Genomic DNA, 26907 nt, shown 5'->3' with positions numbered 1-26907 from the left:
TATCAAGTTAGGTATTGAGCAACACACGAGACGAATAAAGTAAGGAAGAGCTAGCTGACTTCGTTTAGTTTGCGCTAAATATGAAGAAATGGTCGGATGGTAAACGGTGTAGCAGGACTCGTTAAATTGATAAGCTTTTTAATAGCGGCTCATCGACTAACCAACAAGTAACCGCACTATTCGTTAGAGCGATTAACTATTCTATTTTTACTGATACTTTTCACATAGAAAAAGATCACTGTCTTCTCTACATCAATATGAACCATAAGCGGATTAATTAAAATAGGCTCATTACTTAAAAATAGGACAGTTAACAAGATCTATCAGACCATCACGTACAGCTCTGGTCTAAACAGTCACCGTCTAGTCGTCACTAAATATAGATAGAGTCAGCTTTAAACGACACTATATCATGACCACTTATCAATTCGCACAAAGCGAGTGCCAGTTAAGTAACGCTAATTATAAAATGACTGGGCGACAATTACAAATTTATCCCTAAACTAATGAAATAAGAAGGCTTATTTAACAAACAAGCGAATTTGTGCAATACTAAATCCCCCCTGACGACTCAGCTCAGCGGATTAGATGACCCATTCCGTTCGCCTACTACTCATACGCAGTCTGTTTTTAGCATAGATAGCCAAAATACGCTTTGCTCTATTTTGGTAAATCGATGCAGATATTATGCGCATAATAGAGTTTGCCTTAACGCTCTAAAAGGGCAGTTTTTAAGCAAAATAACCAAGCAGACATATTTTGATACAAAATTTACAGTAGATAGACACTATGAAACCACACCAGTTGGTGCCTTTGCTGCTAAAAGTTTTTTCAAATCATAGAGAATTGCTGCTAATATAGCCTGCATATTAAATACGTTAAAAACATTTTGACCGTTTTACTAGTAATGGCGCGAGGCTGTGCGTCGGTATATTTTTATTCTAACAAGTTACAACCAATGGAGAGGAATTTATGGCTGACACTCACGCCAAACTAACCGTAGATGGTAAAGAATACGAACTTCCAATTATTAAAGGTACTTTAGGGCGCCCAGTTATCGATGTTGCGGCTTTACAAGAGTCGGGCTTTTGGTCTTATGACCCTGGTTTTAAAGTAACCGCACCTGTTGAATCAAAAATTACTTTTATTGATGGCGGCAAAGGCGAGTTATTGCATCGCGGCTACCCTATCGATCAATTAGCAAACAACGCTGAATATTTAGAAGTGGCTTATGCGCTTGTTCATGGCGAATTGCCTAATGCCGAGCAAAAAGCAGATTTCTTTGAAAAGATCCGTAAGCACTCAGGCGTTCATGACCAATTGCGTAAGTTCTTTGAAGGCTTCCGTCGTGACGCGCATCCAATGGCTATTATGGTTGGTGTTGTTGGTGCCTTATCAGCCTTCTATCATGACAACCTAGACGTCAGTAACGAAGAGCATCGTGAAATCACGGCTATTCGTCTGATTGCTAAGATGCCAACGCTTGCTGCGATGAGTTACAAATACTCTCAGGGCGAACCGTTCATGTACCCGCGTAATGACTTTAACTACGCTGAAAACTTCTTATACATGATGTTTGCAACGCCTGCTGATGTAGATTATCAGAAAAACGATGTCATCACTCGTGCAATGGACAAAATCTTTACCTTGCATGCTGACCATGAGCAAAACGCTTCTACGTCAACGGTACGTTTAGCAGGCTCTACGGGTGCTAACCCTTATGCGTGTATCGCTGCTGGTATCGCAGCCCTTTGGGGACCATCACATGGCGGCGCGAACGAAGCCGTTCTTGAGATGCTAGATGAAATCGGTACTGTCGAGAACGTGCCTGAATTCATGGAAAAAGTAAAAAGCCGTGAAGTGAAGCTAATGGGTTTTGGTCACCGTGTCTACAAAAACTTCGATCCACGTGCGCAAGTAATGAAAGAGACTTGTGATGAGGTATTAGAAGCACTTGGTATCAATGATCCTAAGCTTGAATTGGCGATGGCGCTAGAAAAAATCGCACTAGAAGACCCGTTCTTCATCGAGCGCAACCTATATCCAAACGTTGATTTTTACTCTGGTATCATCTTGAAAGCTATCGGTATCCCAACGTCAATGTTTACCGTAATCTTTGCATTGGCTCGTACTTCTGGTTGGATCAGCCATTGGTTAGAGATGCACAGTGCACCATTCAAAATCGGTCGCCCACGTCAGTTATATACTGGTGAAACGCGCCGTGATTTTGTAAAGGTCGAAGATCGCAAGTAAGCTAAATAGTATTTGAGCAATAAAAAATCCCGCCATCGTGCGGGATTTTTATGCTTTTAGTTTTAGATAAGTATATTAGCTCTATTAAATACATTTGCTGATTCAGTCGTGCTCAATATCGTCAGTTATTGAAACTCTTTCAAAGTCTGCTCATACTTGGCAATCTGTTCATCATATCCTTCGATGGTTTCATTGAACTTAGCCATCAGAGTTTCAAACTCTTGCTGCTGCGTTTGCTTCATTTGTTGCATATCCATCACCTGCTGCGCTTCTATTTGCTCCCAGACTTGATGTTGAATAATCAAGCGAGCCAGCGCTGGGCTTTTTGCACTGACCCTGCCAGCGATTTCTGCATGCTCGAATAACTGCGGTGTCAAAGTGGCTATATTAATTAAAGTATCGCTATCTTCGGCACTAAGCGGTGTCGTTACTGGTTGATATAACGCGTCCATCGCTTGCTGATAACTTTCTATCATTTGTGCTTCAGTCATCATCACAGGTTTACGCGGCTCGAGACTGATACGCTTAAGTACAGTCAAATCGCGCTCACCAACTTCAGTACTGGTATTCATCTCAGTATCCGTGACATCGCCCTCGGTAGCGGCTGGTACTGATGCTTGTTCAGACGCATTACTGTTGCTCGCCTCTGTAGCTGGCAAACCGCTATTATCGGGTGTATTACTAGCAGTCACTTGACTACCAAGATTGCCATCATCATTAGCCGTAGTGTCAGTCGCTCCTTCGAGCAATAAAGCATCGCCATCGGACGCATCAGCAGCTTGTAATGACTCATACTCTGCTTGTAGCCGACGCTGCAACCCTTGTGCTTGAGCGACGTACAGTGGCTGAAACTGTTTGATACGCGCAGCAGCCGAATCACTTTGCGGCATTGGTTGACTGTCTTCAGCACTCGTCTGTTCAGTACTTTGACTGTCCTTTGGCTCAGGTTGCGTGTCTGCTTGCTGGCAACCACTCAATAACAATATGCCGCTTAGCATTACCACAAGTACCGTTGAGGGATAACGTAGAGAGCTGGTGCTTTTGTCTGAGAAGCTTTTATTCATGTCGCTATCATGAGCCTCATTATCCAGCGTTTCTGGCAAAAATTTAAACATCAGAGTACATATCCTTTGTTAATGCAAAATAATAAAAGTTAGAATTATCACAGCAATCCATTGCTGGTTTATGTCGTTTTTTTAGTCGTACTTTTTACCTGTCGCATTATTCACAGCATGTACGGTCAGAAATGGAATACAAGCTTCTAGATCTTGACAGTCTTTGCCAAGTTGCCGACGTACGAAATAGTCTTGTACCATGCGTGCCTGTTGTTCGATACCATATCTAAAAAAGGATTTACCTGTTTCTAACACATAGTCGTATCTTCGGTCGACAAGCGCTCCGCGTACTACCTTTAATCCTTGTTGTAGCTGCCAAACGTGAGTTAGCTCATGTATGAGCCAACTTTGCTTACCAATGGACGCATGGCTAAAATCTGCTATCCAATCTGCCGGATGAAAGTAAATATTACCATTAGGGCTAACTGCATAGTGTTTTAGTACCCACCACGCTGTCTTCAACTGCACTTCATCTAGTTTGATGCTGTCACCAAATACTGAATGCGCCAATGCTATTTCGCCTGCTGTCAGATAACGTGACTGCTGCTTGCCTATATCACTACGCAAGTAACGATTGAATAAGCGTTTAAGAGTCGGTTCAGACATCGTTAATGTAATACCTCATATTTAATAAGCTCCTTCTAATAATCACGTTTAGCTTACTGTTCTCACCGATACGGTAAAGCCATTAATATAGGTCAATAATGAAAACTAAAGTGCCCAGGACACAAGCTATACGCTTAGTTAGCTTTCATTAACATATTTTTGCGTTAGCCTAGCGTGTATAACTTATAACAAGTACCATCCTTATAAACTAGCCCACTTTTACTGCTGATGTCTAATACTCATTACTATTATAAAATTGCTGCGAAAATCATGCCAAACGTATATGAGTGTCGAAACTCAATGAAAATGATAAAGGCAGCGTAGTATGCTGTCATTTGAATTTAACCGTAAAAACCTTGCCGTTACTACCATTGTAGCTAGTAGATAGCTTTTTCATTTTTCGATAGAGAATCTTATGCCACCTAACTTTCATGCCGATACCCCACTCGCCCAGCGTATGCGCCCCACGACTCTTGATGCTATCATTGGTCAAGAACATTTATTAGCAGCGGGTGCGCCATTAAGACGCTTGGTGGAGCAAGGACACCTGCCGTCCATTATCTTGCATGGTGAAGCTGGCATTGGCAAAACCACCATTGCGATGCTGCTAGCAGATGCCGTTGGTCGTCCCTTTCATGCGCTTTCTGCGTTAAATACTGGGGTAAAACAGTTACGCGAAGTCTTGGATAATAAAGATTCATTGGCATTTGAATCACCTGTGGTATTCATCGATGAAATTCATCGTTTTAATAAAGCGCAGCAAGACGCACTACTGGGTGCAGTAGAGTCTGGCGATATCACTTTGATTGGTGCTACAACTGAAAACCCCTCATTTAGTGTCAACAATGCCCTCTTATCTCGTTGCCAAGTATATCGCCTAGAACCGCTGACGCCTCAGCAAATCAGCGCGGTCTTACAACGGGCCATGCAAGAAGATAACATTCTGCAAAATCTGACTATCGATCTACAAGCGCAAAATACGATCAGCCAACTGGCACATGGTGATGCTAGAAAGGCGCTAAATGTATTAGAGCTTGCCATTCAAACGGCTGATGCTAAACAGTCGCCAGTTATCATTGATGACGAACTGGTTAGCCGAGTGGCGCAAACTGCTTTGGTGCGTTACGACAAAGATGGTGAGCAGCATTACGATATTATATCGGCAATGATAAAATCTGTCCGTGGATCTGACCCTGATGCAGCTTTGTATTGGATGGGGCGGATGCTGGTGGGCGGTGAGCCTGCCGACTTTATTGCGCGACGCTTAGTGATTTTGGCCAGTGAAGATATCGGCAATGCCAATCCTAATGCCCTACTCCTTGCTGATGCCGCATTGCGCAGTGTGCAGTCTATTGGCATGCCTGAGGCACGTCTAATTTTAGGGCAAGTGGTGGTTTATCTGGCGACCAGTGCCAAAAGCAATAGCACGTATAAAGCGATCAATGCTGCAATGGCGTTGGCAGAAAAGGATGCCTCCCCTGTCCCGCTACATTTGCGTAATGGCGTGACCAAATTAATGCGCAATCAAGGCTATGGTCAAGATTATATCTACCCGCACGATTATCCCAATCACTATTATCCGCAGTCATATTTGCCAGACAATTTAATCGGCACACGCTTTTATGAGTTTGCAGATAATCAGCGCGAGCAGCATAGTAAACAATTTATGGATTGGCTGAAAGACCAAGCAGCAAGTAATGACTAACCATGTATAACACGGCTCGGATCATTATGTAATGTACGCTTTAATGCATAAATGGTAGTGGTCATTGATAATACTTATGACGATTTTTGACATACTGAACGATATAGTGGGAAGATGACACAGCACGTTGCGATGAAAAGCGTTAAAATGACCTCATAATGAACTATATAAGCTATTAAGTGCGTCACTTTTTATTGAATGACGTTGCTTATAGCGCGCTTTGCTTGACCGTAACAGCGCTTTGTATCATCTGCTGCTACAATAGGTAGATAATGCTCTATATTCCAAATCACACCTATCTATAAATAATAAAATATTGAGATTTACTATGAGTTTAAATACGATTCCTGAGATTATCGAAGACATTCGTGCTGGTAAAATGGTCGTCTTGATGGATGATGAAGACCGCGAAAACGAAGGTGATATCATCATGGCAGCGACCCATGTGCGCCCTGAAGATATTAACTTTATGATTACCCATGCGCGCGGCTTAGTCTGTCTGACCATCTCACAAGCGCGTGCGCATCAGCTGTCTTTGCCACTGATGTCTGAACGCAACGAAGCTAAATTCAGCACCAACTTTACCGTATCAATTGAAGCAGCTGAAGGCGTCACCACTGGTATTTCTGCTGCCGATCGCGCCCGTACTATTCAAGCAGCGGTTTCTGCTACTGCTAAAGCTGAAGATATTGTACAGCCCGGCCATATTTTTCCTATCATTGCGCAAGATGGTGGCGTACTGCATCGCGCTGGCCACACAGAAGCAGGTTGTGACTTATCACGCTTAGCAGGTCTTGAGCCAGCATCTGTACTGGTTGAAATCATCAATGCTGATGGTACGATGGCGCGTCGTGATGATCTAGAAATATTTGCTAAAGAGCATGACCTTAAAATTGGTACGATCGCTGATCTTATCAACTATCGTATCGCCAATGAGCAAACAGTAGAAGAAGTAGAATCACATCCTTTTGAAACTGAACATGGTACGTTCACTTTGCATCGCTTCCGTGAGTTTGGTGCTGATGAGACCCATTTAGCATTAGTCAAAGGCGATGTCAGCGAAGGGATCAGTACAGTACGTGTTCATGGCTTCCATCCATTACGTGATTTGTTTGCGGCTAAAAATGACATGACTGGCCGTAGTGGCTGGAGTGTACAAGCGGCACTAAAAGAAATTAGCGCCTCAGATCGTGGTGTATTGGTTTGGATTGGTAGTAACCAGCCGGTTGATTTAGGGGATGCGTTAGACAAAGCTGCAGACAATGAATCGCAATCAACGCTTACTCAACAGCCATATCGTAGCGTTGGTGTGGGTGCGCAAATATTACGTCACTTAGGTGTCCGTGATATGCGCCTATTGTCATCACCAATGAAGTTTTATGCCCTTTCAGGCTTTGATCTGAACGTGGTTGATTTTGTGCATGCGCCGCAGCAAGACTAAAACCTGTTTGCGTTATTGAGTCGAAAAATCAAGCTTAAAAAAGGCACGCTACTTTACCGTTAGCGTGCCTTTTTTATTTATTAGGTGTTAATTTTTAAAATTTAGGCGTGTGTCCAATGTCTGTTTCTAATGCGAGCAGTCGTTCGCGTTCCTCGATTGTCCAAGGCAACTTAGTTTTGCCATCACTCTCTAAGCGCACCACCACTGCTTCAGCCGTCGCAACGATAGCCGATTGCGCCGTACTATAGTAACGATACTCTATGGTTATACTCGTATTGCCCAAACGTTGACAACGAACGCCTAATAATAAAGTATCCGGATAGGTCACAGGACGCAAATACTGGCAACTGGATTGTGCTAATACGGTGACCATACTGCCATCAAACATCCCTAACGTCTGCAAATACGCAATACGCGCTGACTCAGCATAACGGTAATAGACGACGTTGTTTAAGTGGTTAAATGCATCCATCTCGCCCCAGTGAATAGGCTGATGATGAATAACAGGATAATGCGCCAATTCGTCAGGACGACTATCGTTTAGTACCTCAGTGGCAAGACCGACTGTTCTATCTGGCTGATCCATGTTTTAACCTTATCTTTCAATATTGATATAGACGATTGTCTTAAATAATATTCATTCATTGACGTCATCTTTCATTAACGTTGCGGTTTGTCCAAAATTTGCGTGGTCAACAGTGGCGTCGGTTTTGGTGCATTGGCAATCAGTCTATCTAACCAATCGAGTACTTCTGGAATATCGCTTGGCGCTTTCATGGTTTCTAAGTTCTTGGCGAGATCATTTGTACTTTCAGCAGCGCTCGTCGCACTTTTTTCTGCTTGCGCAGGTTGTTTGCTAGCAGTCATAGAAGACTGTGGCACTAAGGTTTTTAGTTGTTTACGAGCTTGCGTCAGATAGCTGACTAGCTGATCTTGTTCACGCATATTGCTGGCTTGGTTCGCTAAATTCAATGTCATGATAACTTCATGAATGGTTAACTGGCGGCGTGTCAAAGCAAGGTTATTATTGCTTACCGCTCTACTTTGCTGAGTGCCTTCATTACCATTATGATTGCTAGTACCATTACTGTTCGCGGCACGCTCATGACTGTGCAAAAAATCTTGAATATTTTGCATCGCTAGATTTTGAATTTGCCATGGGCTTGGTTGTGCACTTTCTGCTTGCAGGCGTTCGATATCTTTGAGCAAACTTTGCTTAATGACCACGGTCAACGCTGGGGCAATCTCATTGCTGCTTTGTGCCAATTGCCAATGCAGACCACGTAGTAAGTCTATCGCTGCGCTATCGTTATTGTCGGCCAATAATCTATTGGCTGCCTGTATTTGAATACGCAATAAATCCAGCTGATTCTGAGCTTGGTTATTGGTCGCTACGCTCGGCTCTGGTAAGGTCTGCTGACTCATGGCAAATATGCGATCATCCATCTCATTTAGACGGCTGACCACCTGCTCATTGCTTTGCAGGCGCTCATTGACGCTATGTTGAAAACGTTGATGGCTAATATATAAGACTAATAATGCCGCGATAAGTAGCAAAATCACCAACCATTGTAGACGCAACAACAAGGTATTTGCTTGCCGACGCTGCTGGATAGCAGAAGGTTCCTTAGATAATGATTCAGAATTTATTGACATAAGATAGGACCGTTATGGGTAGGGTTAAACCTATTTAAAGCGAACAAAAAAAGCGTATCAAGCTTTAAGTGTTGTCTGGTTATTAAGAAATCGTTTTTTCTATAGGACTTTAGCGCTAATGGCTGCCAGAATGGTTTCCGGCACCAAATCTTCCACACGCCAGTAGCTCAACTGCTGTTCTGCGACCATGTTTGCCAAGCGTTCGCCCAATACGATATAAGTAAAGTCTGATAATTTAAGCGCTGCGTTGTCGATCTTGCTTTGATTTGCAATTGCTTCTAAATTCGTCGCTTCTGAAGCCCTTACTACTGTTGCTTTAACAATACTTGCCCAATGCTCAAAGGCAGTACCACTACTGATCACGACGATGGGCTTTATTCTGTCTGCTGATGCTATGGTTTTTGATGCGTTTTTTGCCTGAAAATCTTGTAGCCATTGCTCATATTGACTCTGCGCCTCGTCAGGCATGATGCGCTCATACCAAGCAATACTATCGATATGTACACCGCGCGCCTGCAAGGTATCGACCAGCAGACGACGTCCGCCAAGTCCACGCCATATCAATAGTTTATCGCCCGCTTGTAGACTTTCTATCTCAGGCATCGCCAGCATACCTTCGTTATTGGCAATGGTAGGTTGAAGCACGTGATAACTTGCCACCGGTAGCTTGGCATCATTGAGGACAGCAGTAGTCGCCTCACCAACCGCAATCAAATGACTTGGCGTCTCTAACGCCGCCAATGCGGACTCTGCCAGCTCAGTAGTGTTGTTTTTTTTGTAACGCTCAACCTCAAGCGCTTGCCATATGGCTAACCCTGAGGCCGCAGCGGTCGGACTGACAATAACCAGTGCTTGATAGTCACCAGCCAGCCATTGCCGCATCATTTTTCTGTCTTCATCGGTCGCTGCACGTGCTTGCAATGCCAACATCGGCATCTCAATGACAGACAGCCCTGCCGCTTGTAGACACTGCGTCAGTGGCGCTGCTCGCTCTATCGGGCGCGTGTTGATGACTACTTGCGGCAGCGCTGATGATTGCTCAGTTGAGTGAGGCGAATCCGTGAACTGTGATGTTGAACAAGGCATAAACCGACCATAAAACAATGCTTATGAAATTAAAGTGAGCGTAATCAGAGTCAGTATAAGTAATTACCATTCTATGATTGAGCTACTCACCATACAGAAATACTATTCTTAGATGCCATTTGCTTAGATATTATTTATTCTAATATTATCTACTCAAATATCATTCAGGATGATAAATCGCTGATAAGATAGCACCAGCACCATCGGCAAGTAGGAGCTTGGCAACATCAATACCAAGTTGATTGGCCTGTATTTCTTGCTCTTCTTGCGTACCGACTAATGTGACACGCTTGTCCGCTTTTAGTAGTTCACTACCATCGGCCTGACCCACACGACCACGCAACCACAACACATTGCCATTATCATTGTTGCCATTATTACCATTGTCATCGTTGTTGGCAGCTGTTTCATCAGCCATTTGTAGAACGGCATAAGCCGCAATCGGCACTTGGCAACCACCTTCTAAATGACGGTTTAGCGCGCGCTCAGCGATAAGGCGAATACGAGCCTTATCATCATTGAGCGGTGCAAGCAATTTTATCACCTCGTCATCACCTTCACGGCATTCAATTGCCAGAGCGCCTTGTCCGACCGCAGGCAAGCAAGCATCAATATCAAGCTCGCCGCGGATGCGATCGGTAAGCTCAATACGCTGTAAACCACTGGTCGCTAGAATAATCGCATCATACTCGCCAGCATCCAGCTTACCCAAACGGGTACCAACGTTACCGCGCAAGGTTTTGATTTGTAGATCGGGGCGATAGGCTTTGATTTGACACTGACGACGCAAGCTTGACGTGCCAACTACCGCACCTTGTGGCAACTCATCAATACTATTATAAGTATTGGAAACAAAAGCATCCGTTGGTGAAGCGCGTTTGCAATAAACACCCAGCATCAAGCCTTCCGGCAACTGCATGGGGACGTCTTTTAATGAGTGCACGGCGATATCTGCTTGGTTCTCATACAGCGCTTGCTCGAGCTCTTTGACAAACAAACCTTTACCACCGATTTTGGCCAATGGCGTGTCCAAAATTTTGTCACCTTTAGTGACAATTTTTAGCAGATTAATGGTCAAGTCAGGATACATCTCTAGCAGGCGATCACGAATATGTTCGGCTTGCCATAGCGCCAACGGACTCTGGCGTGTGGCGATATTTAAAGTGGTCAAAGCAGGTTGCTGCGGATTGCTCATAAAGGGCCTCAATAAGTTCGATACGACAGTGCAATGTTCATGCGATGTCAATGCGAAACAGTCATGCAAATTTACCTTATAAAATGGCGATAAAGACCATTTACCATGACTGCCGACGCAAAAAAATACCCCTATTTAAGCATAAATAAGGGTTTGATGATATGGGATGATTATTTCGCTATGACAATGGTATGTTACATACTCTGAATTTTTTCACGTAACGCTGGCAGGTGACGGCGGCTCACCGCTAGCGTCTCATCAATACCTTTAAACCGTATCTGATACTGTCCCGCATCTAAGGTCTCTAAAAAGTCCAAAAAGCTGAGATTAATAATAGCGTTACGGTGTACCCGAAAGAGGCGGTCTTCAAACTCTTGTTCCAACTCTTTTAGGGTCTCGTCAATGAGGACAATACCGTCTTTATGGCGAACTTTGACGTACTTTTGATCAGCCGTAAAGTAGTAAATGTCTTTGAGCTTAATCAGCTCAACACCGCGGTGGGTACGTGCCGCGATATGTTCACGGACGGGACGTGCCATTGGATCTTCGAGCTTACGAATCTCATTTAACTGCGCTGCGTTTAGATTTTTCGCTTTAGCAAGTGCCTCTAACAGTTCATCTTTATTGGCTGGTTTTAATAAATAACCGATCGCATTGGCTTTTAACGCAGCAATCGCATAATGATCGTAAGCAGTGACAAAAATAATCGCTGGCGGATGCTCAAGCTTAGCAAGCTCTTGCGCACAGCGAACCCCATCCATCTCAGGCATGCGAATATCTAATAAAATGATGTCCGGTTGTTGAGTTTTCACTGCCACGATGGCTTCTGCGCCTGTCGTTGCTTGCGCAACCACTTGATGACCTGACTCCTGCACAATCCTAACCAAACGCTCACGTGCTAACGGCTCATCATCACAAACTACAATCCGCATGGAAACTCCTTTCTTACGGCGTACCTAGTATATTTCTTTAATCGTATCAGTAACATAATAACATTTATCCTTAAGCTGTTATCGCCATCCTTTAAAACTAATAACGAAAATAATAATAGTATAAATGCTGCAATAAATATGCCACGGTCAGTTACTAAAGAGAATATAACCAGATAAAAATCATAGACTGACGTCTTGAAGAGGGTAATCTATGACAGTAACGATTTGCTTACTAGTGACGGTACTTTGAATATCGGCACTTTGGCCAAAGTAGGCGCGTAAACGTTCGGCCTGAATATAAAAATTCATGTGCTGACGCAAATCGTAGTGAACCATTAAGGTTTTTTTGGGCAGTTGCACACTGATGGTAATCGTCACGCGATGCTGTTGCCACGTTACTTCAATATCGATATAAATGGTTTCGGTGGTCATTTCAACCACATTGAGTAGCATTTTTTCAATCACGCTTTGGAGCATCAAAGCAGTGATGACCATGTCATACATGACATCCTCGTCAGGTAGCCGCCAATTGATAATGAGCTTGTCCGCCAAACGAATAGATTCAATGGCAAGATAATGCTCGCAAAGCGCGATTTCTTCTTCAAAACTAATCTCGCGAGCACCTTCAAAACTGGCACGAAATAACGCGGAAACGTGTTGCAATAAGGAGGCTGCTCGAGAGGGATTGGACTCAATAAGGGATACTAAAGTATTAATGGTATTAAAGAAGAAATGCGGGGCAAGGCGTGCTTTAATCACATCGTTTTGTGCAGTCAATTTATACTCAAACGATTTTTTGAGCGCACTAACCTCACGATAGCGACGTAAAAAATACAGTAGAAACACCAAGGTAAAGCCGCCGCCAATGATGGTATCAAACAGGACATTGATAATAAAAGCTTGCAGATCGTATTCGAGCCAGCCCACATTGATCATAATAAGCATGACTAATGTCATTGATATTGCAGAAGCTAGCATGAGTAGCGCAAGAATATAAATGCTGACTTTAACGATGCTCATGCGTGTAAAGACAGGGCGTAAATAATCTACTAGGTATAATGATGGGATGATACTTACTGTGTTTTGTAAAAATCGGCTCATGAATTTAATCACAAATTCTGACCAAGTTGCCAAGTCATGACGATCAATCACCGTCACGAACAGCGACCAAAAAAAGATGTAAAGCAGCCACTGCCAAGGTCTCATGACGTCCATGAGCTTGGGAATAAAAAACTCTAAGCGCGCAGCTAGTAAGGCAACCTCATCATTTGCTATACTTGGGCTCTTATTCTCTTGATTTGTCTTAGACCGATATGAACGCCAATTCTTCAAACCCTAGTAATCCTGATTCAAATAAAAATTCATCTGTCGCTGATTTTAGCACAGATGCTTCTATAACAAACGCTGCGGTACAAAACAGCCCGACCAGCAGTCAAGGTCAGCAGATGTGGGGCGGGCGCTTTAGTGAAGCAACCGATAGCTTCGTCGCTGCCTTTACCGCCTCCGTAGGCTTCGATCAACGCTTCGCGCGGCACGATATTCAAGGCTCGATTGCACACGCAACCATGCTCAAAGAATGCGATATCTTAAGTGCTGATGATGTTGCCACTATTATTGACGGTCTACAACAAGTGCTGAAAGAGATCGAAGCTGGTGAATTTAACTGGTCGATTGCGCTTGAAGACGTGCATATGAACGTTGAATCACGCCTGACAGATATCGTCGGTGCGGTGGGCAAAAAGCTACACACTGGTCGTAGCCGTAATGATCAGGTCGCCACCGATATCCGTTTATGGCTGCGCGAAGAGACTGATAATATCATCGCACTATTGGTACGGTTGCAAAGTGGTTTGCTTGATTTGGCTGAGCAGCATACTGATACCATCATGCCTGGTTTCACCCATTTGCAAACCGCGCAGCCAGTCAGCTTTGGTCATCACGTGATGGCATGGTTTGAGATGTTATACCGTGATACTGAACGCCTCGTTGACGCGCGTCGCCGTATCAATCAGATGCCGCTTGGTAGTGCCGCGCTTGCTGGCACGACGTTCCCAATCGATCGTACGATTACCGCTGAACTGTTGGGCTTTGAAGGCATTTGCCAAAACTCGCTTGATGCTGTCTCAGATCGCGACTTCGCTATTGAATTCACATCAGCTGCTTCTATCTTGATGATGCACATGTCACGCATGAGCGAAGAGATTATCCTATGGATGTCAGCGCAGTTTAACTTTGTGCAGATACCAGATCGCTTCTGTACCGGCTCATCTATCATGCCGCAAAAGAAAAACCCTGATGTGCCTGAATTGGTACGCGGTAAAGCAGCCCGTGTCTTTGGTCAACTCATGACCTTGCTCAGCCTAATGAAGAGCCAACCCCTCGCCTACAATAAAGACAACCAAGAAGACAAAGAGCCGCTCTTTGATTGCGTCGATACGCTTACCGGCTGTTTATTGGCCTTTGGTGACATGTTACCAAACATCACTCCAAATAAAGAAAGCATGCGCGCCGCTACCATGAAAGGCTATGCGACAGCGACTGATTTGGCGGACTATTTAGTGCGTAACGGTGTCGCTTTCCGTGATGCTCATGAAGTCGTTGGTCATGCCGTCGCTTTGGGTATTAAAGAAGGCGTCGATTTGAGTGATTTATCCTTGGCACAGCTACAGCAGTTTAGCGATGCTATTGGTGACGATGTCTTTGACTTTTTAACACTAGAAGGCTCATTGGCAGCTCGTGATCATTTAGGTGGCACAGCGCCCAATCAAGTGAAGCAAGCCGTCGTTAATGGTCGCGCACGCTTAAAAGTATTTGCGTAAAACCTTTAATAAAACTAGCATCTATTAATAAAAATCCCGCTCTCTAGGCGGGTTTTTTATTAAGATCAGTAGATAAAGCGGCTGTTACCTTCTATACACCTGATAGGCTTGGCTAAATCTACTAAGACCGTTATCATAGGTGAATACTAATATTCGATTTAATAATACAATAAGGACTGCCTCATGACTGAGAGTTTTAATCCACAAGCCAATACGGTATTTTGCCGCAAATATCAGCAAGAATTGCCAAAAATGCCACATCCACCTTTTCCTAATAAAAAAGGTCAAGAGCTGCAAGAAACGGTCTCTGACAAAGCATGGAAAGAATGGATTGAGCACCAAACCATGCTGATTAACGAAAATCATCTAAGCATGATGGACCCTAAAGCCAAGCAGTTTTTAACCGAGCAACGTGATAAATTTTTAGACAATGAAGATTATGAGCGCGCGCAAGGTTGGACGCCAGAAAGCTAATTATTTGTGATTTTCTGCTATAAATAAAAACGCGCTATATAAATAATATAGCGCGTTTTTATTTATAGATTATAGTCAGTTGAAAATAAAACTGTTATATAAATTTAAACGTGCTACTGGGATAAATTTGACTTGCGTGCTGCGTTCCCAGAGGCTGCGCAACCTAAATTTGAAGACAGCATCCCAGTAGCGCTATGTTCTTTTTAGAGTACACCGACTATAAAGCGTGTTAAATACCCTATCAATCCTCTGTCTTGTTTGCTGCGCCAGCATCGGTAACGGATGTTGCGCTTGCTTGGCGTGCAGCCATTCTATCGTTGGCTTCTTGCACCGCTTTTTCGACCTCAGCATAGTCTGAATGACGCACGTCCTGACCGCTGATATAGTTAATAACCAGCTCTGCCACGTTCTGCGCATGATCACCGATACGCTCAAGCGCACGCAGCACCCACATAATATTCATGACTTTTGAGACGTAGCGCGAGTCCTCCATGATATAGGTCATCAAGGCGCGAATGGCCGACTGATACTCATCATTGACCACTTTATCATTACGCATGACTTCAAAGGCTTGCTCAGCGTTCGATTGGCTAAAAGCTTCCAGCGCATTATGTACCATCAGCCGAACTTGGTTGCTCAAATGCTGAACTTCCGCATACCCATACTCAGTCTTACCTTGCGCGATAATTTTGATTGTCATCTGGGCGATTTTCACCGCTTCATCACCGATGCGCTCTAAATCAACCACGCCTTTGCTGATGGCCATGACCAAACGCAAATCACTGGCAGCTGGCTGACGTTTGGCAACCAATAATAAAATATGTTCGTCCAAATCGACTTCCATACGATTGATATCAAAATCCATATCAATCACTTCTTGTGCCAGCGCTTGGTTCTTATCGGTCAATGCATGGATTGCCTTGGCGACTTGATTGGCCGCGCTATCACCCATATGCAGAAACAGTCGAATCGCTTCATCAAGATCTTGGTCAAAACTTTTAGAGATATGCTTGTCATTTTGCATAGAACGTATTCCCTGAAATCTGGATTTCGATGACACCGTGTGCCTATTAAAGGGCACATTGTTTGAGTGCTCAAAACCGATCTGCCGATATACCTCGGTCAATGTCAAAAACTTCGAATGATTGCTCACAATAAGTGCTCATCCTATTTGCTTGTTATCAGCGTCTTATTATCAGTGCTTGATGGTCAGTACATAACCATCAGCGTAATGACTGACATTATCACTCAATGAAAAGCGACTGACGGCTGACTCTAAGCGTCGCCCAACTTAATCATCAATGCGCTTAGCCATAACGACCCGTAATATAATCTTCCGTCGCTTTTTGCGCCGGTTTGGTAAATATCTGATCCGTCTCGCCCATCTCGATCATATCGCCCAAATACATATAGACCGTATAGTCTGACACCCGTGCCGCTTGCTGCATATTATGCGTCACAATAGCGATGGTGTAGTCGTTTTTGAGATCTTCAATCAGCGCTTCAATAGCACCGGTAGAGATAGGATCAAGCGCAGAAGTTGGCTCATCGAGTAACAATACCTCTGGCTTGGTGGCGACACTACGCGCTATACATAAGCGTTGCTGCTGTCCACCAGACAACGACAGTCCAGAGGCTTTAAGTTTGTCTTTAACCTCAGGCCATAATGCTGATTTTTTCAGCGCCCATTCCACTCGATTGTCCAGCTCAGCTTTGCTTAATTTTTCATAAAGACGCACACCAAACGCCACATTGTCGTAAATCGACATTGGGAATGGTGTCGGTTTTTGAAAGACCATACCGACTCGTGCGCGTAGCAAATTAACATCGACGTCTTTGTCTAGAATATTTGCACCGTCAATATTGATATTACCTTCTGCCCGCATGCCCGGATACAGATCATACATACGATTAAAGGTACGCAGCAGCGTTGATTTTCCGCAACCTGATGGGCCAATAAACGCGGTCACTTTTTTATCAGGGATATCAATATTGATATTTTTTAATGCTTGGAAATCATCGTAATAAAAATTCAGATCTCGAACTTCCAATTTTGCAGGCGGCATATTTTGTGGAATATCATGCAGTGTTTGCTTGTTAAAGCTTGCGGCATCTGGCTGAGCCATTTGTGCACTGGTCGATAAAGGGTTGGTTAATAGATTGTCTTCGGTGATATGAGACTTTTTAACCGCCGTTTTTTTAGGCGCTTTATTGATGACATCATTCATAATATTATCCAACCTAACTCAATGAAAAGTGATATAAATTTAAGTAAAAATCGACAAGGCCTGATTTTTTAGTAGCTGTTATTTGCTGTGACCACGGTTGCCAATAAACCGCGCCAAAATATTCAGTATCAATACAGACAAGGTAATCAGTAATGCCGCTGACCATGCCAAGGTATGCCAATTGTCATAAGGACTCATGGCAAACTGATAAATGGTGTTGGGCAAGTTAGCAATGGGCTTACCCATATCAGTACTAAAGTATTGATTGTTCAGCGCAGTGAATAATAACGGTGCAGTCTCACCAGTGATTCTGGCAAAGGCTAACAACACGCCTGTGGTCAGTCCGGCTTTGGCAGCTTTGATCGTGACTTTGGTTACCAGTTGCCACTTTGGTGTGCCCAAGGCGTAGGCCGCTTCACGGATGCTATTGGGCACTAAGTTGAGCATATTTTCTGTGGTACGTACGACGACAGGAATAACGATTAATGCCAACGCCAGCGCGCCTGCCCAACCAGAAAAGTTATTGCCTTTGACCATAAGCGCATAAATAAAGAGACCTATCACAATCGAGGGTGCTGATAGCAAAATATCGTTTAAAAAACGAGTTACCTTGCCTAGCATACTGCCTTGAGAAAATTCTGACAAATAAATACCGGTCATCAGCCCAATCGGTGCCCCGATAAACAAGCCTGAAAATGCCAACATGATTGATCCGACAATGGCGTTGCGTAGGCCACCTGCGCTCATCGGTGGCGGGGTATCAGCCGTAAATACTGGCAACTGTACCAGTCCTTGAAAACCTTCAACGAACAGGGTCAGTAAAATCCATAATAGCCAAAATAAGCCAAACGCCATCGCCGACAACGCAAAGCCCAATCCAAGCTTATTCAGACGACGACGCTTGTTATAAAGGCTTTTGTTATAACGTGCCTCAAAGCTTGTCTTCAACGGTAATGCGGTAGTAGCTCTGATAGCTTGATTAGGCATAACATTCGTTTCCCATATCTTTTTAAATAGCCTTTTTAGACAACATCAATCTTTGTCGTGCTGATATAAAGTCAGCTTAGCGATTGCCTGCTTTATGATCCATGCGCATGAGCATGAGCTTCGCTATGGACAGCACAATGAAAGTAATCACAAATAAGATTAAGCCTAAATGTAGCAACGACGCCAGATGCAGCTCACTAGACGCTTCGGCGAACTCATTGGCCAGCGCTGAGGTAATCGTAACCCCAGAGGTAAACAGGCTTGGACTGATATTAAAGGCATTACCAATCAAGAAAGTCACCGCCATGGTCTCGCCCAATGCGCGACCCAGTCCTAAGATAACACCACCAACCACACCAGCTTTGGTATACGGCAAAATAATCTTGAACATCACTTCCCAAGTCGTCGCGCCCATGCCATAGGCTGATTCTTTTAATAAGTCTGGCACGACGGAAAAAACATCGCGCATGGTGGCAGCGATAAAGGGAATAATCATGATGGCAAGCACCAAGGACGCTGTGAACATCCCCAGTCCCATCGGCGCGCCTTCAAACAGCTTACCAATAATCGGTAAAGGGCCGACGTGTTCAATAAACCATGGCTGGATGTGATCACCAAAGAATGGCGCGAAGACGAACAAACCCCACATACCATAAATGATAGAGGGGATACCAGCCAATAGCTCAATGGCGATACCAAGTGGTTTTTTTAGAAAAGCAGGACACATTTCGGTCAAAAATATGGCAATGCCAAAGCTCACTGGCACGGCTATCAAAATGGCGATAAATGAGGTCACTAAGGTGCCATAGATGGGTGCAAGTGCGCCGTATTCATTGGCGACCGTGTCCCAGTTATTGCTGGTATAAAAACCTAAACCAAACTCTTGAATACTTGGCCAAGCCCCGACAATTAGCGACACTAAAATACCACCTAGAGACATCAATACCAGTATGGCAAATGCTTTGGTGGAGTTGACGAATAAAGCATCGTAACGTTTTTGTTTAGCCAGTTGGGACCTTAAGTCTGTCATAAGTGTCTCAGCATTCAATAGGATAAGATTAAAAAATGAGCGTATTTATCAGGTTTTATCACAACAAACTCAGCAGATATGAGTATCAGAAGCTATAAATATCATTGGCTTTGCGCTTAAATTCGCTGTGATAAAACCTTTCAAACAACTACCGGAGAATAGTTGTTTGAAAGGGTAATTCGATCGTTATTAAATAATGACTATCGAATTACTGAGCAGGTTTATAGACAGGCTGTCCATCGCTACCTTTTACGTCGTTCCATTTTGCTTTGAACAAGGCCACTGCCGTGTCAGAGAATGGTACGTAATCTAGTGCCATAGCGTCGTCATCGCCTTGGCTGTAAGCCCAGTCAAAAAAGTTCAACACGCCAGCAACTTGCTGAGGATTCTCTGGTTGCTTATGGACTAAGATAAAGGTGGCAGCAGCGATTGGCCATGCTTGGTCAGTCTCAGAGTTCGTGATGACTTTATAAAAGCCTTCTTGTTGTGACCAATCAATATCACCTGCCGCAGCAAAGGTCTCAGCTGATGGTTGCACGATATTGCCAGCTGCATTTTTCAATGCCGTATGTGACATCTTGTTTTGCTTAGCGTATGCATACTCAACGTAGCCGATAGAGTTTTTCATACGGTTTACGTAGCTTGATACGCCTTCATTACCTTTACCGCCTGCACCAGTCGCAGAGGTCGGCCATTTAACTGTTTTATCAACACCAACCGTGTCTTTCCAATCTGGTGATACTTTGGCCAGATAGTCCGTGAAGTTAAAAGTCGTACCTGAACCGTCTGAGCGGAATACCGTCGTGATTGCCGCGTCTGGCAAGGTCAAATCTGGGTTCATGGCTTTGATAGCTGGGTCATTCCATTTACTGATTTTACCCAAATAAATATCTGCTAAGGTCGTACCGTCTAGCTTCAATGCGCCCGGCTCTATACCATCGATGTTGACGATTGGCACGACGCCACCGATAACTGTCGGAAACTGAATAAGACCAGACTCTTCAAGCTCTTCAGGCGTCATTGGTGCATCAGAAGCACCAAAATCAACGGTTTTTGACTGAATTTGTTTGATACCACCAGATGAGCCAATCGATTGATAGTTGACTTGGCCACCAGTTGCCCCATTGTAGTCATAAGACCATTTGGCATAGATAGGCTGCGGGAATGATGCACCTGCACCCGTGATATTCATGGCGATATTTTCAGCAGATTTAAAACCTGTGGTAGCAGAAGAGGCTGTTTGAGAGGTGGTTTCAGCCGTGGTAACAGCGCTACTGCTAGTATCAGCAGTGGGCTCTGCCGTGTCGGTTGATTTATTACATGCCGTGAGCATTAATGTACAACTAACGGCTACTGCTAATAACGAATAACGCATGTAGGACTCCTGAAGTTTAACAACGATATGAAAAAGCATTGTTTGTGATATGCGTGCTATCTTGCCAAATCTTTATGACAGTTTGATGACAGTTGTCACAATCTTTCATTCGCTTTACATAATATTCAGGCAGCACTGCTATATTTTAAATAAATACGAATTATATCAATAATTTATAGATAACAGCCTGATACAACCATACTCATAGAAACCATCAGACGCCATCTTAAGTTGTTATATGATTAGCCAAATACTATTAGCCGTTGGTGCAGAATTTTGTTAGTATGAATAAGATTCACAACACTGACAGACTCGGGGTGCGGTGTATTGAAGACTGGCTTTATTAAATTCGCTTTATTAAAGTAGCCGCCTTTATACATTCGCTGAGAGATCACCCGCCGAACCTGATGTGGTTAGTACCGACGCAGGGAAGTCTTAAGCCTATGTTATACAAGTACAAAGGGCGTGCAGAAATGCCTTTTTATTATCGCCAACCTCTACCAGTATTTTTTGTGCTGATGGATAGCGTTAATAATAAGTTCCGTCTCTCAATCAGCGAAAGATCACTGACTACGTTTAGGTTTGATAGCGCTAGCAGGTTTTTTACGATTGAATTTGTCCGTATCATGTATGCTTACCCCCGCAGATTCTGGCGGTGTTGCCTATACTATTAGACCAACACGCTAGGACAGCATATGACTATTTCAGACACTACCTCGAACACAAAAGCTGCTCAAACTCATATCCCAGCCAATGCTTCGCTCAACGCGACTGCTAGCAAAGCGGATAAAAAAGCAGATGCCCTAAAAACCCCTGCCCATCGCCATCAAACAGACGCGCGCTTTGAAGAAGATGCCCGCGACTTACACCGTATCTTGCCTGCCTCTCGTAAAATTTACATCGAAGGCTCAAGACCCGATATTCAAGTACCGATGCGCGAAATAACGCTTGATCCTACCCCTGTGCAAGGCGTTTCTGAGAACGAATGGGAACAGAACCCACCGTTTTATGTCTATGACACCTCAGGTGTTTATACTGACCCCAATGCCACCATTGACCTCACCAAAGGTCTGCCAAAACTACGTGAAGGCTGGATAAACGAACGCGGAGATACCGAGCAGTTAACAGGTCTATCAAGTCAGTATGGACAAACGCGCGCGCGTGATATCAGCACTGCCAACTTACGATTTGCTCACATTGATAAACCGCGCCGTGCCAAAGATGTTGATGGTAAAACAGGCAACGTCACCCAAATGTACTACGCACGTCGCGGCATTATTACGCCTGAAATGGAATACATTGCCATCCGTGAAACCCAAAAGCAGCATGACTTGACGGACATACGCCAACATGACGGAGAGAGCTTTGGTGCTAATACGCCGACGGTTATCACCCCTGAGTTTGTACGTAGTGAAGTGGCTGCTGGACGTGCCATCATTCCCAACAACATCAACCACCCTGAATCTGAACCCATGATTATCGGGCGCAATTTTTTGGTAAAAATCAACGCCAATATCGGTAACTCAGCACTCGGCTCCTCTATCGATGAAGAAGTCTCAAAAATGACGTGGGCAACACGTTGGGGCGCGGATAACATCATGGATTTGTCCACCGGCAATCATATTCACGAAACCCGCGAGTGGCTGATTCGTAACTCACCAGTGCCGATTGGTACCGTACCCATTTATCAAGCGCTAGAAAAAGTCGATGGCGTGGCCGAAGACCTTACGTGGGAGATATTCCGCGACACCTTAATTGAACAAGCAGAGCAAGGCGTTGATTATTTCACCATTCACGCAGGTGTGCTGCTGGATTATGTGCCAATGACTGCCGGACGCCTGACGGGCATTGTCTCGCGCGGCGGCTCTATCATGGCGCAGTGGTGCATGGTGCACCAACAAGAGAGCTTTTTATACACGCACTTTGAAGATATCTGCGAGATTATGAAAGCCTATGATGTCGCCTTTAGTTTGGGTGATGGCCTACGTCCGGGTTGTTTACAAGATGCCAATGACGAAGCGCAATTTAGCGAACTCAAAACCTTGGGTGAGCTGACCAAAGTGGCATGGGAGCATGATGTGCAGGTCATGGTTGAAGGACCGGGTCACGTCGCGATGAACCGTATTAAAGAAAATATGGATTTGCAGCTTGAGCTGTGTGCGGACGCACCATTTTATACGTTAGGGCCATTAACGACTGATATTGCACCAGGTTATGACCATATTACTAGTGCCATAGGAGCGGCGATGATTGGTTGGTTCGGCACCGCCATGCTTTGTTATGTCACACCAAAAGAGCATTTGGGTCTACCAAACAAAAAAGATGTTAAAGATGGCATCATTACTTACAAAATTGCTGCCCATGCTGCTGATTTGGCCAAAGGTCATCCAGGTGCACAAGCACGTGACAATGCGTTATCTAAAGCGCGTTTTGAATTCCGCTGGGATGATCAGTTCAATCTAGCACTCGATCCAGATACAGCGCGTGAATATCACGACGAAACGCTGCCGAAAGACGCGCATAAGACAGCACACTTTTGCTCGATGTGTGGGCCAAAATTCTGTTCGATGAAAATCACTCAGAACGTGCGAGATTATGCGGCGGGGCTGGATAAAAATGCCGCCAGCGAAAAAGCAATGCTTTAAACAGTCGACTGAACGAATGCTAGTCATTTGGTTAAAAACTTGAATACGAAGCGCATTGAACAACTTGGTGAAGCCAGTACTGAAAAAATTCGTTGAGGTAGGACGAAGATGACCAAGAAATGTCATTCTGACAATCGTCAGTTGTATAAAGAGGTTTGATTTTAAGTACTGAAAAATAGATAAAATAAAAAGCTTGCCTCTAATTAGATTAGGGGCAAGCTTTTTTTATTGGTCTTAATTGAATATTAGAGATATTTGGTTGCTTAACTAACGACGCTAAATACATATGCTTCTTTGTTATCGTCATTAACAAGCATCAAAACCTTGGACTTATCATCATCTTTAGTTACAAGGCCATGTACCTTGCCCTCTTCTAGATGACAAGTGATGGCTGAGTTGTCTACGTTTCCATCCACACGAAGATAAATAGATTTTGGGTCAAAAGTAATATCCCCTTCAATAATACAACCCTGTTCATCTACAATACTATATCCCATCCTTCCCTTTGAGATAGCGTTTGTGACCATGCTAGCAGTACTACGCGTGCTCGTAGTCACTAAGGCACCTTGGTAAACCCCTTTGTAATCCTCTAATTTATCTGTAGAATTTCCTTGATTGTAGTCTAAGAATACTGGGTACCGAAGCTCTTCCTCAAAGCCTTCTGGATTAGACGCATCTTCATAAACCACAGTTTCAAAAAAAGTAAAATCAGCACCATTTTGTCTGCCAAGGTCAAGATCAATGGATCTTGTGCCAACACTATTACTGGTAAAACTATAGTCAGTAGCATTTGATGATAATGAGGTGAAATTTGGATTACTACTTTTTTCAAATCTACCATTTATCAAACCAAATACTAAATCATTGGCATTATAAATGAAGCCATTATTGGTATATACCATCCAAAATTCACCATCATTATTGACGATAGTGCTCATTGATAAATAGGTATTATAGATGTCTTTTAAATCACTGTTGATTACGCCACTGTAAGAGCCAGCAAAAGGTTCAGGCTCTTGGCGCTGTTGAGTGTTAGTATTTTGCTCTACAGAAGGACTACCAGTATTCGGAGTAACAGAAGAATCACCACTATCTGAATCTGAACCACCGCCACAACCAGATAAAGCTAATATAGAAACTAATAACAAGCTTGAGTAACGTACATTCATCAGAAGAGCTCCATTTTATGATAAATAAGCTCATAAAAGGATGAACTTAATTCGGATAATAATAAGTTCAATATAGAATTAAAGCAATAAAAAAATCCCAGCAAACATAAAGTTTACTGGGATTATAAATTTTATTTTGAATAGCTATTGCTTAAACTTTCGACGCCTCAAAGATATCTTCAATTGAGTTGTTAATGGTTTCAGAAAATTCCTCATCGCTTTGCTGCTTACTTAGACCTTCAGTAAAGGCACGTGAGAAGCTCGCAATCATACCTGGGTTTTGTTTTAGCTTAGCACAAGCATCGCTCCGGCTATAGCCACCCGATAAAGCCACCACTTTTAGCACTTTTGGATGATCAATCAGTTCTTGATAAAAACCCGCTTCCTCTGGCAAGGTCAATTTCAGCATGACTTGATGATCACCACTTAAACGATCCAGATTATGCAACAGACTGGTTTTAAGTATCAGCTCACAGTCATGTTTTTTAGTGCCATCAATATTTACTTCTGGCTCGACGATTGGCATCAGGCCTTTTGAGATGATTTGCTTGGCGACATCAAATTGCTGCTGCACGACTAGCTCGATACCATCGACATTGGGCTCATAAATTACTGAACGCATCTTGGTACCAAATACTGGATAGTTTTTGGCTTTGTCCAATAGCGCATCTAAATCAGGTATCGGGCGCATGACTTGCACGCCGTTCATCTGTTCAGCCAGACCTTTATCAACCTTAAGAAATGGCACGATATTTTTGTTTTCCCACAGATAGTTAGCCGTCGACTTACCGTCAACTTCACGCTCCATGGTATCTTCGAATAAAATCGCCCCAAGCACGCGCTCATTATCAAAAGACTCACAAGTGATGATACGGGCTCGCATCTCATGTACGAGATCGAACATGGCGTCATCATTGTCATAATCGTCGCTGCTCACACCATAATTTTCAAGTGCTTTTGGCGTGCTACCCCCACTTTGGTCAAGCGCCGCGATGAAGCCTGAACCATTTTTTATACGCTGTAATTGCTTCTGGTATTCCATTGAGTGTGCATCCTATTGTTATTCATTGAGGTCAAGTGTCTCAAAGCAAATCGCTTTTTGTCAGCTTATATCAGCCTTGCTGTTTTTAAGCAACCTTATCATAGGATGCCCTGCGTGCCTATATCTGATAAGTTAACGATTTTATAAATCGCAACGACGTTGATGGATTTGGGCTAAATTATTAGGGTGTTTCCTAAGCTAAAAACAGTACTGCCACACAGCAAATTGCTAATACCAAGCCTACTATATTAATACGATTGAGCCGCTCTTTAAATACGCCAACGCCGATGATAGTTGCCACTGCGATGACGCCCACATTCATACCAGTAAACACAATGCTTGGTGACTCAGACAATACTTGATGCGCTCGTACATAAGCGTAAATATTACCCATATTCAGCGCACCCAGCAGTACTCCTGCCATGAGGGCATTGCCCTGCCAGCGCACACGAGTGATTAGCAAATAAATAAACAGTAACAGCCCTGCCAGCCCGAAACTTATAAATAAGGTTAGCGGAAAGGCAGACCCTTGCTTGGCAACTTGCTTGAATAGAATATCAATAATGCCATAGCCTACCCAGACGCCAAATAACCAAAGCGGCGTTTGGCGCGCCTGTTTATCCATGCCGCCTTGCTGTGGACGATAAACCAAAGCACCGAGAGCTAAAAACCCTAATACCAAACCAAATATACGAGTACCCGTCAGCATCTCACCGAATAATAAAAATGCGGCAACGATAGGAATGATGAGTGATAAACGTTGGGCGGCATCGGTTGCCACCATGCCGACCGCTGCAATCGCGCGCCCAAGAATGATAAATACGGCAGGCAGCAATACGCCAAGCGCTATGATAATCCCCCACGCGCTTCCTAACAGACTAAGTCCGCTGATGTCTGGCTTCAATAAAAACCAAGTGAGTAAGAACGCTACTGGGTAACCGGCGACGATAGTCTGACGGATATCGATATTTCGTTGACGTAATATTTTTAAAAGTACTGACACAGCGACACTACATAGTACCGCGATGGTTAAATACATCATGAACGTCTACCTTTTAAGCTGCAATTTTGTGTATTTATTATTCGTTTACTCAAACACGCCCTAAACGGAAGCGACTAAATTAGCCAAAAATGAGAACAGGCCCTAAG

Annotated in this window: 22 protein-coding genes and 1 riboswitch; of the genes, 6 read left to right on the top strand and 16 right to left on the bottom strand. The window is 43.8% G+C overall.

What is annotated here, in order from left to right; genetic code table 11:
- Positions 1-972: 972 nt before the first annotated feature.
- Positions 973-2253, top strand: a complete 1281-nt coding sequence (gene gltA / locus ACMFL8_RS00625) for a citrate synthase (protein WP_010200792.1) — start codon at positions 973-975, stop codon at positions 2251-2253.
- A gap of 125 nt (positions 2254-2378) precedes the next feature.
- On the opposite strand, the gene ACMFL8_RS00620 is transcribed toward gltA, so the two are convergent.
- Both ACMFL8_RS00620 and ACMFL8_RS00615 read right to left on the bottom strand, forming a co-directional pair.
- Complete coding sequence (locus ACMFL8_RS00620) at positions 2379-3368, bottom strand: hypothetical protein (protein WP_413189797.1); 990 nt, start codon at positions 3366-3368, stop codon at positions 2379-2381.
- Between the two features lie 81 nt (positions 3369-3449).
- The gene (locus tag ACMFL8_RS00615; RefSeq protein ID WP_413189796.1) at positions 3450-3974 is read right to left on the bottom strand and encodes a type IV secretion protein Rhs; all 525 of its coding nucleotides are present in this window, start codon (positions 3972-3974) and stop codon (positions 3450-3452) included.
- A 415-nt stretch (positions 3975-4389) separates the two neighbouring features.
- Between ACMFL8_RS00615 and ACMFL8_RS00610 the strand changes: the two genes are divergently transcribed.
- On the top strand, positions 4390-5679 hold the full coding sequence (locus ACMFL8_RS00610; protein WP_413189795.1) for a replication-associated recombination protein A: 1290 nt from the start codon (positions 4390-4392) through the stop codon (positions 5677-5679).
- Positions 5680-6007: 328 nt separating this feature from the next.
- On the top strand, positions 6008-7120 hold the full coding sequence (gene ribBA, locus ACMFL8_RS00605) for a bifunctional 3,4-dihydroxy-2-butanone-4-phosphate synthase/GTP cyclohydrolase II (protein ID WP_413189794.1): 1113 nt from the start codon (positions 6008-6010) through the stop codon (positions 7118-7120).
- A gap of 94 nt (positions 7121-7214) precedes the next feature.
- On the opposite strand, the gene ACMFL8_RS00600 is transcribed toward ribBA, so the two are convergent.
- The 6 genes from ACMFL8_RS00600 to ACMFL8_RS00575 form a co-directional block, all read right to left on the bottom strand.
- On the bottom strand, positions 7215-7706 hold the full coding sequence (locus ACMFL8_RS00600) for an acyl-CoA thioesterase (protein WP_413189793.1): 492 nt from the start codon (positions 7704-7706) through the stop codon (positions 7215-7217).
- A gap of 74 nt (positions 7707-7780) precedes the next feature.
- The gene (locus ACMFL8_RS00595; RefSeq protein WP_413189792.1) at positions 7781-8776 is read right to left on the bottom strand and encodes a hypothetical protein; all 996 of its coding nucleotides are present in this window, start codon (positions 8774-8776) and stop codon (positions 7781-7783) included.
- A 99-nt stretch (positions 8777-8875) separates the two neighbouring features.
- Positions 8876-9862 (bottom strand): uroporphyrinogen-III synthase, encoded by a 987-nt coding sequence (locus ACMFL8_RS00590; protein ID WP_413189791.1) that lies wholly within the window; start codon positions 9860-9862, stop codon positions 8876-8878.
- Between the two features lie 160 nt (positions 9863-10022).
- Positions 10023-11057, bottom strand: coding sequence for a hydroxymethylbilane synthase (gene hemC, locus ACMFL8_RS00585; RefSeq protein ID WP_189583563.1), 1035 nt, complete (start codon positions 11055-11057; stop codon positions 10023-10025).
- 194 nt (positions 11058-11251) lie between these two features.
- Positions 11252-11989 (bottom strand): LytR/AlgR family response regulator transcription factor, encoded by a 738-nt coding sequence (locus tag ACMFL8_RS00580; protein ID WP_189583566.1) that lies wholly within the window; start codon positions 11987-11989, stop codon positions 11252-11254.
- A 180-nt stretch (positions 11990-12169) separates the two neighbouring features.
- Positions 12170-13195: a histidine kinase gene (locus ACMFL8_RS00575; protein ID WP_413189790.1), complete on the bottom strand. Its 1026-nt coding sequence runs from the start codon at positions 13193-13195 to the stop codon at positions 12170-12172.
- A gap of 239 nt (positions 13196-13434) precedes the next feature.
- Here ACMFL8_RS00575 and argH point away from each other — a divergent pair, with 239 nt between their 5' ends.
- Both argH and ACMFL8_RS00565 read left to right on the top strand, forming a co-directional pair.
- Entirely contained in the window at positions 13435-14808 is a 1374-nt protein-coding gene (argH, locus tag ACMFL8_RS00570) for an argininosuccinate lyase (protein ID WP_194620858.1), read from the top strand.
- 183 nt (positions 14809-14991) lie between these two features.
- The gene (locus ACMFL8_RS00565) at positions 14992-15282 is read left to right on the top strand and encodes an oxidative damage protection protein (RefSeq protein WP_010200774.1); all 291 of its coding nucleotides are present in this window, start codon (positions 14992-14994) and stop codon (positions 15280-15282) included.
- A 241-nt stretch (positions 15283-15523) separates the two neighbouring features.
- Here ACMFL8_RS00565 and phoU read toward each other — a convergent pair whose 3' ends face one another.
- The 5 genes from phoU to pstS form a co-directional block, all read right to left on the bottom strand.
- Entirely contained in the window at positions 15524-16306 is a 783-nt protein-coding gene (gene phoU, locus ACMFL8_RS00560; RefSeq protein ID WP_210540918.1) for a phosphate signaling complex protein PhoU, read from the bottom strand.
- A gap of 283 nt (positions 16307-16589) precedes the next feature.
- Positions 16590-17510: a phosphate ABC transporter ATP-binding protein PstB gene (gene pstB / locus ACMFL8_RS00555; protein ID WP_194620605.1), complete on the bottom strand. Its 921-nt coding sequence runs from the start codon at positions 17508-17510 to the stop codon at positions 16590-16592.
- 78 nt (positions 17511-17588) lie between these two features.
- The gene (gene pstA / locus ACMFL8_RS00550) at positions 17589-18497 is read right to left on the bottom strand and encodes a phosphate ABC transporter permease PstA (protein ID WP_413189789.1); all 909 of its coding nucleotides are present in this window, start codon (positions 18495-18497) and stop codon (positions 17589-17591) included.
- A 76-nt stretch (positions 18498-18573) separates the two neighbouring features.
- A complete protein-coding gene (pstC, locus tag ACMFL8_RS00545; RefSeq protein ID WP_010200767.1) occupies positions 18574-19527 on the bottom strand; it encodes a phosphate ABC transporter permease subunit PstC in 954 nt (317 codons plus the stop codon).
- A 208-nt stretch (positions 19528-19735) separates the two neighbouring features.
- Positions 19736-20902, bottom strand: a complete 1167-nt coding sequence (gene pstS, locus ACMFL8_RS00540) for a phosphate ABC transporter substrate-binding protein PstS (protein ID WP_413189788.1) — start codon at positions 20900-20902, stop codon at positions 19736-19738.
- Between the two features lie 303 nt (positions 20903-21205).
- A riboswitch (TPP riboswitch) is annotated at positions 21206-21350 on the top strand.
- A gap of 247 nt (positions 21351-21597) precedes the next feature.
- Here pstS and thiC point away from each other — a divergent pair.
- Positions 21598-23547 (top strand): phosphomethylpyrimidine synthase ThiC, encoded by a 1950-nt coding sequence (thiC, locus tag ACMFL8_RS00535; protein WP_413189787.1) that lies wholly within the window; start codon positions 21598-21600, stop codon positions 23545-23547.
- 263 nt (positions 23548-23810) lie between these two features.
- On the opposite strand, the gene ACMFL8_RS00530 is transcribed toward thiC, so the two are convergent.
- The 3 genes from ACMFL8_RS00530 to ACMFL8_RS00520 form a co-directional block, all read right to left on the bottom strand.
- Positions 23811-24716, bottom strand: coding sequence for a hypothetical protein (locus ACMFL8_RS00530; RefSeq protein ID WP_413189786.1), 906 nt, complete (start codon positions 24714-24716; stop codon positions 23811-23813).
- A 151-nt stretch (positions 24717-24867) separates the two neighbouring features.
- Complete coding sequence (locus ACMFL8_RS00525; RefSeq protein ID WP_010200753.1) at positions 24868-25758, bottom strand: fructose bisphosphate aldolase; 891 nt, start codon at positions 25756-25758, stop codon at positions 24868-24870.
- A 193-nt stretch (positions 25759-25951) separates the two neighbouring features.
- A complete protein-coding gene (locus ACMFL8_RS00520; protein ID WP_413189785.1) occupies positions 25952-26800 on the bottom strand; it encodes an EamA family transporter in 849 nt (282 codons plus the stop codon).
- Positions 26801-26907: the final 107 nt, after the last annotated feature.

Source organism: Psychrobacter sp. AT9 (assembly GCF_047272965.1).
Lineage (GTDB): Bacteria > Pseudomonadota > Gammaproteobacteria > Pseudomonadales > Moraxellaceae > Psychrobacter > Psychrobacter glaciei.
This window is presented reverse-complemented; position numbering and strand designations above follow the sequence as displayed.